This window comes from Bacteroides sp. 3_1_23 (genome assembly GCF_000162555.1).
Taxonomy (GTDB): Bacteria; Bacteroidota; Bacteroidia; order Bacteroidales; family Bacteroidaceae; genus Bacteroides; species Bacteroides ovatus.
Genome location: NZ_GG774949.1, coordinates 2041574 through 2054876 on the forward strand (window position 1 = coordinate 2041574; position 13303 = coordinate 2054876).

The following is a 13303-nucleotide window of genomic DNA, read 5'->3' on the forward strand; positions in this document are numbered from 1 at the left end:
AAAATATTAAAAATTCCAAGGAATGTCAAAATGCGATATTCCTTCCCCACTTATTTTAGCTTTTCTATGAATAGCTGTAAGATACAGCTTGTACAAGAACATGCATGGAGGTATTTTATGTCGTCCATTCCAAATACATATCTTATCAGCTATAGCTTCTATAAAAGAACGACATTTAATAATGAAATACAAAAAAAATCTTTTATACACTAATTCTTTCCATTAAATTTTGGCATTGTGGCAGAAACACCGTTCGATATATCCTTTCTACCCAAAACTTTCTGAATTGTAATCAATATCACTTTGATATCCGTCAACAATGTACAATGATCAACATACCACACATCAAGTTTAAACTTTTCAGTCCAACTTATAGCATTACGTCCATGGCACTGTGCCCAACCAGAAATTCCGGGACGCACCTCGTGACGACGCGCCTGCTCTGGTGAATAGATCTCCAAATATTCAACTAGTAAAGGACGAGGGCCTATCAACGCCATATCACCCACCAACACATTCCATAACTGCGGCAGCTCGTCAATACTTGTAGAACGAACGAATTTACCCACCTTAGTAAGTCGCTGTGCATCAGGCAGTAATCTACCATTGGGATCACGTTCATCAGTCATCGTCTTAAACTTTACAATCTTGAAAATTTTACCTCCTTTTCCTGGACGCTCCTGAAAAAAAAATGCACCAGCTCCCTTATTGGCAAAATATAACCAAAGTGTTATAACCAGCAATATCGGCCAAATAACCAACAATATACAAAAAACAATTGTGAAGTCAATACAACGTTTCAAACAATTCTTATACATACTTTTTCGCATTTTGAAATGTAAAATATTTCGCCGCATTCAACGAATTATCACTTAATTGTTTATAATATTCTAAGTTATTCTTCAAAGATAAAATATAATCAGCCATCGAATGAATTGCATTTTTATCAAAGCAAACCCCATTGTTATAACAAGATATTAACCCTGCTAATTCTGAATGTTTTGAAGCAATACATAATAACGGAACTCCTACCGCCAATAAATTATACGTTTTACTTGGAACACTAACTTGTGCTGTCTCATCATTTAAGGTCACTACCGCCACATCAGCAGCCCCTAATGAGTAAGGCAACATTTCTCTCTCTTGCCATGTCAAGAAAAGACACGAAGACAATCCATATTCTTTCACCATATTCTTCAAAGTCTCTTTTTTCTTCCCTTCTCCAATTATCAAAAACTGAATATCAACCTCCTCTTTCAGGAAGTTTGCCACCTCTATCATGTATTCCACATTATGGGTATATCCAATATTTCCAGAATACAAAACGATAAACTTATCACCTAAAGAATACTTTTGCACAAACGGGTTAACATTTTTCTCTATGGGATGAAACTGTTCGGATGCAACCCAATTCGGAACTACCCGAATCCTTTTTTTATCCACGTATTTTTCCAAAATCGTTCCCATACCTTCACTCAATGTAATCACTTTAGATGCTTTAGAGAATATTCTTCGATTCCATCTTTCCCAACATTTATACAGCATATTCCCTTCTCTTATTCCTATATTTCGCAAAGCATCCGGATATATATCATATACAATTACAGAAAAAAAGTTCTTAAAAAACAAAGCAAGAAGATAACACATAGGCGGATTAGTAACATACACCACCTCATATCCTTTGTAATTAAATAAAAGTTTAAAAAAGACTTGTAAAGTACCCCAACACCATGTAAAAAGCCTTTTTATAGAAGATTTTCTATTGTAAGCTATTATCTTATCCACTACTACCATATCTTTCAGTGGACGTTCCATCACTTTGACACTTCCTGCAATCAACGAAACCTTATCATATTCATCTGCATAAGCATTGACAATATCAATCATCAAATACCCTGTACTTTGATTTATCAAAACTACTTTTTTCATGCCTGTCCTGAAAATATTAAGTCTCCTAATTCCTCGGAGGTCATAAACTCTATATCCGGCCATTTTTTCAACATCTTTGCCAACAACTCCTCTAACTTCCTTAACGAATTTTCCCGGTTCTCTGGGTGCAAGAAACCTATATAATTTACACGATGAGAACTAATAGTAGCAGGTTTATGCCACAAAAAAGCTATTTCCATTTCTTTCAAGCAGTTACCTACCCAATCCGTACCGGATGGACTTTCCATACTAGAAGGTTCAAAGAAACAATTACGTGTCAAATAAACCTGACCTAACCCATTCTTTTGTCCTAAGAAACGTATATTCTTTTTAAATTGTCCATTGCCTAAAGGTTCCATTTGAATCTTTCCAGTATTAATATATTTCACCCCATTGTCAAAAAGAACCTTTTCCAATGAATTATTGAAAGGACCATTAGTAGGAACAAAATATTTTGAACGATAACCATATAACTGTTCAAACAAATCTAATCCTGTATTCAGAACATTTTCCATATAAGGAAGATCATCCATTGTATCTAAATCAAACGCCGCTTGAAACTCCGGTATTACCTCTCCATTGATACCATTATAAATACCAGTAATCTCATTTTTAAAAGCAAGTAAAGTAGAACAATGACCGCTCCTTAATGCACGTAACCAACGTTGCACATTCAAATGTTCACGCCCATGAAAAACAGGAACAAACAAACGCTTTTCTACTCCTTCTTTCCACAAGTCATAAACTTTGTCATGAGCAGGATATCGTTTCAGTGTCTCCGTATAAGGTTCATAAAAATATTCTGTATAACCACTTTCTTTTATTTTGTTAAATACAGGATTTGCTACCACATTCACTCCTGTCATCACAGGAACTTTCCCTTTTTTATCTTTGAATTTGGATAAAGTTTCAAACAAATACTCTAAGTCCTTATTACTTTCCAATGAATCATACAGATTATAATGATTGAGATTCTCTCTCATTCCTGCTTTCAACAAATTATTAAAAGCCTCTAGTGAAGACATGCGTATACTACCCCAATCATCCGACTCGATCACTACAATTTTCCGTTTTGTTCGCCAGCCAGGCACATTACTAGCGTGTGCTGACAGTAATGATTTCCATGTATTTCTATACATATGTGATTATAATAAAGATTTATACAGTTCTATGTAATCCTGATAACGCTCTTCTTTATTAAAAAAAGATTCGACACGCTTCCTACATAGGGGTTGATAGTACCTCTTTCCTTTCTCCAATATTTCAGATACAGCTTGATATAAGGCCTCAACATTCCCTTTCTCGACAATCCGCCCTGTATCTTTAGAAATAGCTTCCGGACTTCCTCCGGTTTGATAAGTAACTACAGGAGTACCACACGCAAGAGCTTCTATATTAGTAGTAGGGAAATTATCTACCCATGTAGGATTCACAAAAACATCAGCAACCGAATATAATGCAGCTAAGTCATACATATTTTCAGTCCGACTCACCCCAACAATCCCCTTCGGCAAGCTCCGAATCTGATCTTTATTTAAACCTACCAATACTATTTGTTCATTCTTGGCCAACATTTGATTCATTCGAATAAAATCAGTCAACCCTTTCCGGCGGTCCCATATACTAGCTACTCCCAAAATGATTTTATTCTCTGTACTCAAGCCGTATTTCACTTTCACCTTTTCATCTTTCTGCGGCTCAAATACCTTCAGATCTACTCCATTATGAATCACTTTTACTGGATAAGAATTGAAATATGAATGTTCTACAATCCCTTTCAGCCAATGAGACGGGGTTACAAAAGTTATATTACATACAGACGTAAACACCCTTTTTTTTCTAATAAAATTCTCTTTAGACTTATCTATAAATAAGGTGGCAGGATATCCTTTCAAATTAGGGCATTTACAACACTCTGTTTCCCACTTATTACAATTCACATAGTCAAAATAAGAACAATGTCCTGTCATCGGCCAACAATCGTGTAACGTCCAAACTATCGGTATCTGTACCCTAGATAAATAATTAAATAATACTTCCACATTCAAATAATACCCATGTAGATTATGAAAATGAATAATATTCGGATTTACTTTTTTTAATTCATCAATAAACCTTTTAGTTGCGTGGGTAGAAGAAAAGCCATGTTTATCCCACAATCGAGTAGCCAAGACATGGCACTTCACATCCCAATCATTCCCTATACGAATAATAGAGGATTGACTATCCCTAACTATCCGACCATAAGCAATATAACTTTCCATCCCATTGGCAATAACAGTCTGACCGATTTCTTCAGCTATTCGACCAGTACTACCTGTATTGACAGAAGTGTTTATTTGAATAATTCTCATCTTATCCTAATTAATTTATGTATTACATTTCCTGGCAATACATTATCAACAAACCTAAAAGGAACATTCTCATATTTCAAAGAATCAACATATTCCAAGGCCCATTTTAGATTAGATATATTAATTTTATCATCACCTATATTAGATGTTATAACTCCGTTCTCTGTTATATAATAACTCTCCAACCGAGGATTATAATTTTCTACACAATTCAAAATTTCCCATACACCTTCTGAAGAGTTTGTCGAAATAACAGGAGTATTTAAAAACAAAGACTCAATCAATACACCTGGCAACCCTTCACTAATAGAACAGGAGACTAATACTTTAGCCCTTCTCATATACTTATAAGGATTCTCCTGTCTCCCCCAATAATGTACATTTTCTATTACTCCCATCTGATTAGCCATTTTTTCCAATCCATTCCATAAATGATCTGTATCTGCACCTATATACACTAGATGATAAGACTTTTCCAATAAATTAGACTCACCAAATGCTTTCAATATTCTTTCTGGAGCCTTATTTTTATCTAAACGACCGCAATAAAGAATAACAGGATTTTCAAATATTTTTTTTTCGTTATCATTCAAAGCATCAGCAGATAAAGTAAAAAGTCTATCCGTATTATGAATATTATAAACCACCTCCACTTTTTTAGTCGGAATGAATGGAAAGGATTCCAATATCGTCCTTTTTACTTCATTACTCACACAATACAATTTATCCAAAAAGGGATATATAAAATTATATATTAACAAAGTATATATATATGCGACTTTACCAACTGATTTCACTTGTTGATGAGGAGAATGAAAAATACCAATTTTTTAAATCCTTTCTTCCAGAAAGAACATTAATTGTAGAACAGCTGAATAACGTTGAAATAGTAATATCAGGACTAAAGACCTTTTTTATCTTTCTAAGCCAAACAATCTGCCTGATTGCTATTCCCAAACGTTGTACTCCTGACGAAACATGATCAATAAACCACTCACAATCCTCAAATTCTTTGAATCCACCTAAAGATTTATGAATCAATACACATTTCACATTAACATCTTCAACTCTTTGTAAAGCTGTATATATATTCAAAGAACATAACGCTATCGTACCTTTATTACTTGGCACAACAATAAGTACTTTCTTTTTTCTCATTAATTCTGCCCTTAACCTAGTGAGACTTTAATCCCGTCTTTCTTAATAATTTTCGCAGGAACTCCTGAAACAACACAATTATCCGGTACATCTTTCACTACTACTGAATTTGGAGCAATAACCACATTATTTCCTATAGAAACTTTACCGATAATCTTTGCTCCCACAGTCATTTCCACATTATCTCCAATAGTTGGCACATTATCAAAAGTTTGTTTCGTTCCTACCACTACGCCAGGAGCTATAATACATTGCTTTCCTACTCGAGCTCGGGGTATAACTATGATAAAACCTAAATGGGGAATAAATAATCCTGGACCACATGTATTTACGCCAATTCTCATATTATACTTTGAACACAAATGTTTATAATTCCAAAAAACATAAGCATATTCCAATTTTTGAAAAATATTCTTTTTGATATTTGTTAAATACTCCAAACGTCGCAAAGTTCTTAAGTATTTTACCGCATGATAATTTTCATTAAATATAAAACGATCTATAAATCTTAAATGATAGCGTTTTAAATCTTCTGAAAGATAATATTTATAATCAACTTTATTCTTTATCATATCAATTGTGTTCTATAATTTCTCCCAACATATCAGAAGAAACAAATTCTACATCTGGCCATTTTCTTACAATACTATTTAAGAGCTTTTGAAACAAAATCAAATTTTTATCTCTGTTCCGAACATCTATATTTCCAATAAAATTTACTCTATGCGAACTTATAACTGCTGCTTTTCCCCATCTAAAAGCAATATTTATTCGCGATAAACATTCATCCACAACATCAAACTTATTTCTAAAGTGAGAAGGTTCAAAAAAGCAATTCCTCATCAGATATATTTGTCCTAGTTTATTTCTTTTTCCTTGATAATTATTCTTTTTAAAGTAAAAATTGGTACCAGAATCAAGAGGAATGCGTTGCGACACTAACCCCTGAATATATCTTATACCATTCAATTTTAAACTCTCCTCAATAAGGGGACTCCATGTATATGTAGTAGCAATAAAAGACTTCGAACGATATCCAAATAATTTTTCAAACAAGTTTAATCCTTCTTCAATAATATTATTATATAGCTTAATATCATCCTCCTTTGCTGAATCAAAAGCTCCCATATAATTGCCTTGTATATAGGGAGACACATTAGAAGTCAAACCAAATGTTCCTAAATGAAAAGCTCTTTTAGTTATCGAATCTTTTCCCTGAAGTACAGTAAGCCACTTCTTCACGTTCAAATGTTCTCTTCCATGAAATTGAGGGTGAAAAATACCAGCATCAATGCCTTTTTTCCACATTTCAAATACATTTGAATGATGAATACTATTACTCATAGTTGTAGTGAGAGGTTCATAATAATATTGTTGGAAATCAGATTCACGTATTTTTTGAAAATCAGGATTAGCAACGACAGCATCTGCTGTCAACACAGCTGAATTTCCATTTTTGTCTCGAACTGAAGTCAACAACTCAAATAATATCTCTAAATCATCCTGAGTAGCTAAGTTATCATACCGGCAATATATATCTTTATCAACTCGTATACCTTCTTTCAAAAATTGATTATATACTTCTAAAGAAGGCATTCGAACACTCCCCCAATCATCGCTTTCTATAACAACAATATGCCGCTTCGTACGCCATCCCGGAATATTGAAAAAATTATATGCTATGTTTTGTTTAAGTGACATCTTTATTCAAAAAACTTAAATTACTTAATTAGATAATTACTTAAATAGTATAATAATAGGTGAAAGCGAGATATCTAGAATTGACACATAATAAAACATACATCGTATAGAATATAAGGTATAGAATATACCTCCTAATATACTCATGTATGATATTATTTTCACCAATATACTACCTCTATTCTGCATAAAAATATGATAAAGTAAAAAATAGAATAAAGCAATAAATATGGCGTTATATCTACTTCCAAAATCAGGAATATTTATAATGATATTACGACATGAAAGAAAAACCAATGCTAACAAAATATACTGAAATGCTTTTTCATCTATTTTTATTCTCTTATGGTATATACCTATAAGCGACAATGAGATAACAGCTGCCCAATAGACTATTTTGCCACGCAAGGCAACATACCACACTGTTTCACTTTGGATATTATTTACAAAATCTACATAATCTGTATTTTCAAGCGAATAAGTATTTGCACGAGTTTCTATCGAACCGCCCAAATAGGAAGCATATTGAGAGATTATACTACTTATTGAAGTAAAAGACATAACAAATGAAAGTCCTACAATCATATAAATAATATAGGGTTTAGCCTTAAATACATAATACACAGCAAATAAGAATACTGCAAAAATATAGCTAAAATGTATAAGACAAGCCGTGGGAAAAGTTAATAAATATATTTTCTTTGATGTATTAATGTATGAAATAGCCCCAAAAGCAAACACATAGAACGCCGTATAAAAACGTACTCCAGCTAGACCCTGTATTCCAAAGACATTTATAAATAAAAAAATATTCCAAATGAGAGTAATGTCTTATCTGAAAATTTAGGTAATAACTTTATCATTTTGACATAAAAGATACCAAACACAAGCCCAAATGCCAACATTAAAATATGTCCATTATTAGTAAAAGAACCTATAATAGTTTGCAACAAAGACACATATAAATCGGACGTAGAATTACTTCCCGATGAATATAGATTTGCAAAAACAGATGAGATGTCATTATAGGGCGTCTCTTGTAACAAATTCAAGTATCTATACAAGTCCATCCTATAATCTGTTGTGTTCATCAAATAGCCAAACAAACCCGAAAAAAGAAAAATGACAAGTTTTGCTCCATATTCATTCCGTTTCCACAATGCAAACAACAGTGCTATAATAGGAGAAAAAAGAAAACCTATAATCCAAACAATAGTTTGACCAGATCTCATCTTAGAATAAATATATTGTTGCCCTTCCATTATTGTTTATATAAGAAACGGAATTTAATAAATACACATGCATATCTTAATATCCAATCACCATATCTAAAAAACAACCTTATGGTTTTTTGGGGCTGCGTCCTAAAACCTGACGGGAATATAAAATGGAAAGCTTTGCACCCATGACGCAATTTAGCAGAGGTAGTTGTGAAATCTTTTCTAGAACGATCAATCCTTGCTATAGGTGCAAATCGTCCTGTCTCAACATTTCTCAAAGAGTTGTTCTCAGCATCTATAATATAAAGCGCAACAGTAATATCTGATTTTGCGAAAGGAGTAATTTTCGACAATCTCAACCACATATCCAGATCTTCTCCATGTGTGTAATTCTCATTAAACATCCCTACCCACTCAAAACAATCACGGTGCACACAAATACAATCAGAGCATGTTACGGCAAATCCTGTTTTGGCTATAGATACTGTTTCTGCTAATTCATAATCAGTAACCAAATAACGGTTAGGGCAAGAATTGTACTTCTTATTACTCTGGTCAAAAGAGGCTGTTACAACCTTCGCCTCAGAAAAATGTTCTATTAAATAATCATATTCCTCCAAAGCATTGGAATACATTACATCATCAGCATCAAAAAAGGCTATCCATTCACCCGTTGCCTCTTTTATACCTCTATTTCTGGCACTTGAAACACCTCCATTCGATTTAGAAACAATTTTAATTCGTGGATCAACAACAGCACGCGCCTCTTGCAAACTATCATCGGTAGACCCATCATCCACAACAATTATTTCAAAGTTATCATAATGCTGCTTTAAAATAGATTCCAATGTTTTTTTTATGCAGGACGCCTTATTATAAAGAGGAATAACGATTGAAAATTTTATCATTATTATAGATTTTTCATTAAAAAGGAATAAGATATTGTCTGCATTGCCTGCTTTCGCTTATCAACCGCTTTCCAATCAATAGGCTCACACAAACGACTAGAAATCATATCATAGTTTAAAACATCAGATTGATCTACTTGGCGTTTTTCCAATCCTGCCATTTCTAGTAACGATTCGAATCGTGAATTACCACGATCCTTATTACCCAAACAGACAAATTGTTTATGGAAAATAATAGAAAAAACAGTACCATGAAATGAATCGGTAAGTACATAGTCTGCTTTTCTAATACCATTGAGCCAATCCTCAACAGGAGGAGACTGACGATCCCTATAACTAAAGCTACTGTTCTGTGCATCAGGATTGCCTATAACATTTATTTTACAATGTAAACGTTTCTGCAAATCATCAAGCAGTAGCCTCTTATTTTCGGTCATGTCAAGTATATAAACAGCTATACTTGTGTCCGGCTTCACTGGGCCTAATAAAAGCAACTGTTCATAGTCAGTAGCATTCAACAGCAAAGTAGGATCGAGTACATACTGTGCGGGCATACCCAAATATTCCTTCACTAATGATACCGCATCTTTCTCACGTACCGATATAGCATTAAATTGCTGCGCAAGTGTTGCACACATTATACTTTTATCCTGTGGATAGTCCCAATAAGCTATACCTATTGAGGCTGCATAAGCAATCCTTTTAACTGATTCATCTTTTACAAAAGAAAGATACATCCATTCAATATGTGCATTGTATGCCCATCGCCAAACTTGATCACTCCCCACTATATAAGCATCAAACTCATATTGCTTTAATTCTTCGGCTGATATATGATGCATTGCCTTAGTTGTTGCGATGTGCGAAGCTATAAAGGGATTGGTATACTTGCGCATATAATTCACCTTAGTCGGTGACAAAGGAAACTGTACGGGATGCATCATCAAACAACGTACTAAACTCTTACAATAGTCAATACACCATCGCATATATGAATTATCGTTGGACCAATCAACAGTTAATACATCGTGCCCCATACGTTTGAGAATTTCTTGCATGGCAAATGCTTGCAGAAGTCCTCCGTAATTAGAATATAACGGTTGCGTTAGTATCCCTATTCTCATTATCTCTTTTTACTTAAAAATCTTACGCAATTTATTAAGTCCCTTTTCACCTGTTACTGATTTTACAGCATCAACCACTTTTCTACGTGTAGCAGCTTTTTCATCTAAGTATGTCATAATATTCAAAGCTTCACTCTCATTTTCATGTTGCGTAAAAACCTCAAAAATCATAGGTTTATCAGTTATTTGAGGATTTGTAAATACTTTAAGAGCCTTCATATACTCTTCTTTGGTTGTAGCAGAAAGATATTGATAACCTAGATCTTCCACAAAATGTTTAACAAGCAATGGAGATTGGTTTCCAAAATGTCCGGCTGCCGCCATATACTTGTCAGCCTCTTGACCAAAAGCAGCACAATAATGAATACTTAACCTGAATTCTGCTCCACGACCATTGTTAATAAGCATAATACGCACATTATTACCTACATGACGGTTACCTATCACATTAAGGTCATAAAAAAATGTTAAATCGCCCAATACTCCGTAAAATAAACGATCAGGACGAATAAGAGAAGCGCCAATCAAAGCACTAGTACATCCATCTATACCGCAACAACCTACATTACATGACGATTCAACGCCTTCGGGCAATGGGAAAATGTTCCAAGAACGTCGAGTATTGGACACTCCAATATGTATTGTTGAATCTTTGGGCAGACGAGATGAGAGCTGCTGCGCAGCCCATATATTACCGAACGGTAATTCAGGAATAGAATCATAAATAAGACTATAGGCTTTCTTACATTCATCTATGAATGAATGTTTACTTACAGAATCCTGTCCATAATTGTGAAAAAAAACTTCTTCCTGCATTTGAAAAACAGTAGTCAATTTGTTAAATGGATCACGCAATTCACCATCCTCACTAACACGCCATATCTCTTTATTAGGTATCTTACCTGCAAAAGTACTAGCCGATACTTCTCCAATATGTATCATTAAGTCAAGTGTCGGCATTGGTGAAGGAACTCCAGGCTGCAATTCGGCCAGTGTTGGTAACAGACGATATTTACCATAGTAACCACTAGTATGATCGCAAATAACTATAGCATCATATGTTGCACAAAAACGATCAATTGCATGAACAAGGGAGGGTGAAAAGTGTGCATGAGAACCTACATAGACTCCAATACGTCCCTCTGGCATCTCAGGAAGTTTATCCCAAGCCATAAAACGATGCATTACACGTACCTCTGGTAAAGTTTTCACCGAAAAATCCCTGCTATAAGATGTAAAAAGGTTTATATGTACAGGTCCACCACCATTACGACGTAACTCGAGTACAGCCTTATTGGCCTCCATCATCACATAATCCTCATCACGACTATCACGTACCACTGGTAATTCAACCTGTAACAACGCTATATCGTTAGGAATATTACGACGGTCAATATTCTGTGGGATTAACTGACCTATACGATCAGTTCCTTGATGAGAAGTGACTGCCAATATAGGTAATTTTCGATAGAATGCTTCTGTCATCCCTGGAATATAATTTCTAGAGGCTGTCGCACCTGTACAAGTCAAAACAATAGGTTCACCACTTTCTGCTGCCATGCCACACGCCATATATGCAGCAGAACGCTCATCAACAGAAGAATAAACCTCAAACCAAGGATCATTCTGCACACTTCCAACTAAAGAATAGTTCGTGGTGCCAGGAGAAGCGATAATTTTCTTTATTCCGTTTGCTTTTAACAGCGAAAGCAAAATTTGAACGTTTCTCTCAGATGTGTAAAACTTATCATTACTCATATTTTTATTTTTTATATCATTAACTTATAAATAGTTCTTAAACTTTCCTCATGTCATTCGTTATTAGATTAAACAAATTGATAAGGAAACACGGCATATAACGATGTTTTATATAACTCATTTTTTGCATGAAACCCGGAATTTCACATAAGCGAGTATGCTCACCACAGACTCTATCGTTCACAGCTTCTATTGCCCAATTAATATTTGAGAATTTTGGCGCATTTAAAAACTCTATCAGACATTTTTTCAGTCCTTCTTGAGGAGAGATAAAGTCATTTACATCACAAAAATGTGCTATTTTTGCATTGTCGAAACTACGATTAAAATATCGACAATATATCAATTGATAAACAAACCCCGGAAACTTAAAATTTGTAGATTTTTTAGTCATCACTACTCTAACATTACGTTTTACAGTCGGATGAACTCGCAATACATCAAGATATATATTCAGAACATCACTCCAAGGTAAGGATTGAGTAGAAGTGACGTGAAAAGCCTCTCCTATTGCATCTTTTTGTCCAACAATTGATGCTATTCCTTTTGCAACATCGTCACCAAAAGTCATAGTGGTAATCTTCGTATTCACATCATCAGAGAAAACTATCGAACGCCCATGAATAGCTCTATAAAGCCAATTCTCTTTTTCTAATACCCCCAATTGCAAACGGTACGTGTTATAAGTAATAGATGGACGTATTATGGTATAATTCTCATAACCAGAATTACGCAATATATTTTCTTCACGTGCCTTAGCTAGGGCATACTCGTTAGTCCTCAAATATACAGCATCAGTCGATACATCCAACAACCGTGGAGAATCCTCTGAAATCAATGCATTATTCTCAGCATACACACGGGCAGAACTCACGAATACATATTGATTAGTATAAGATAGTAATAATTTAACAGCATCTGCAAAAAAAGTTTCATCATGTACCATAAAATCTATGACTACATCCCATCGCCGTTCTTTTAAAATTCTTTCTAAAAATTCTATATTACGAGCATTACCCTTGATGTATATAACATTGTCAGTAGATAACCTTTCATTTCTACTTGTTACATATACTATATTAGATGCTGACAGTATTTGTACTAATGGGCGCCCCATTGCCCCAGTACCTCCCAGTACAAGAATATTCATA

The 13303-nt window shown here is 34.3% G+C and carries 13 protein-coding genes; all 13 read right to left on the minus strand.

Translation table 11 applies throughout. The features are described from left to right. Window positions 1–209: 209 nt before the first annotated feature. Window positions 210–818 (minus strand): sugar transferase, encoded by a 609-nt coding sequence (locus tag HMPREF9010_RS16165; protein WP_032852515.1) that lies wholly within the window; start codon window positions 816–818, stop codon window positions 210–212. Continuing rightward, window positions 811–1929: a glycosyltransferase family 4 protein gene (locus HMPREF9010_RS16160; RefSeq protein ID WP_008648186.1), complete on the minus strand. Its 1119-nt coding sequence runs from the start codon at window positions 1927–1929 to the stop codon at window positions 811–813. Before HMPREF9010_RS16160 ends, HMPREF9010_RS16165 begins: the two co-directional genes overlap by 8 nt. Then, on the minus strand, window positions 1926–3068 hold the full coding sequence (locus HMPREF9010_RS16155; protein WP_032852516.1) for a hypothetical protein: 1143 nt from the start codon (window positions 3066–3068) through the stop codon (window positions 1926–1928). Before HMPREF9010_RS16155 ends, HMPREF9010_RS16160 begins: the two co-directional genes overlap by 4 nt. A 6-nt stretch (window positions 3069–3074) precedes the next feature. Then, window positions 3075–4283 (minus strand): glycosyltransferase, encoded by a 1209-nt coding sequence (locus HMPREF9010_RS16150; RefSeq protein ID WP_008648189.1) that lies wholly within the window; start codon window positions 4281–4283, stop codon window positions 3075–3077. Then, window positions 4280–4996, minus strand: a complete 717-nt coding sequence (locus HMPREF9010_RS26505; RefSeq protein ID WP_232284326.1) for a glycosyltransferase — start codon at window positions 4994–4996, stop codon at window positions 4280–4282. Before HMPREF9010_RS26505 ends, HMPREF9010_RS16150 begins: the two co-directional genes overlap by 4 nt. Window positions 4997–5063: 67 nt before the next feature. After that, entirely contained in the window at window positions 5064–5441 is a 378-nt protein-coding gene (locus tag HMPREF9010_RS26510; protein WP_232284327.1) for a hypothetical protein, read from the minus strand. A gap of 11 nt (window positions 5442–5452) precedes the next feature. Next, window positions 5453–6013, minus strand: coding sequence for a serine O-acetyltransferase (locus HMPREF9010_RS16140; protein ID WP_008648190.1), 561 nt, complete (start codon window positions 6011–6013; stop codon window positions 5453–5455). 1 nt (window position 6014) lies between these two features. Continuing rightward, on the minus strand, window positions 6015–7142 hold the full coding sequence (locus HMPREF9010_RS16135; RefSeq protein WP_008648191.1) for a hypothetical protein: 1128 nt from the start codon (window positions 7140–7142) through the stop codon (window positions 6015–6017). A 794-nt stretch (window positions 7143–7936) separates the two neighbouring features. Beyond that, entirely contained in the window at window positions 7937–8404 is a 468-nt protein-coding gene (locus tag HMPREF9010_RS0124290) for a hypothetical protein (protein WP_032852518.1), read from the minus strand. Next, entirely contained in the window at window positions 8404–9270 is an 867-nt protein-coding gene (locus tag HMPREF9010_RS25000; RefSeq protein ID WP_008648194.1) for a glycosyltransferase family 2 protein, read from the minus strand. Before HMPREF9010_RS25000 ends, HMPREF9010_RS0124290 begins: the two co-directional genes overlap by 1 nt. 2 nt (window positions 9271–9272) lie before the next feature. Next, window positions 9273–10394 carry a polysaccharide pyruvyl transferase family protein gene (locus tag HMPREF9010_RS16130; protein WP_008648195.1) on the minus strand — a complete coding sequence of 374 codons (1122 nt, stop codon included), beginning with the start codon at window positions 10392–10394 and terminating at the stop codon, window positions 9273–9275. 9 nt (window positions 10395–10403) lie between these two features. Further along, window positions 10404–12152 (minus strand): thiamine pyrophosphate-binding protein, encoded by a 1749-nt coding sequence (locus tag HMPREF9010_RS16125; RefSeq protein WP_008648196.1) that lies wholly within the window; start codon window positions 12150–12152, stop codon window positions 10404–10406. A 37-nt stretch (window positions 12153–12189) separates the two neighbouring features. Beyond that, window positions 12190–13302, minus strand: coding sequence for a sugar nucleotide-binding protein (locus HMPREF9010_RS16120; protein WP_008648197.1), 1113 nt, complete (start codon window positions 13300–13302; stop codon window positions 12190–12192). Window position 13303: the final 1 nt, after the last annotated feature.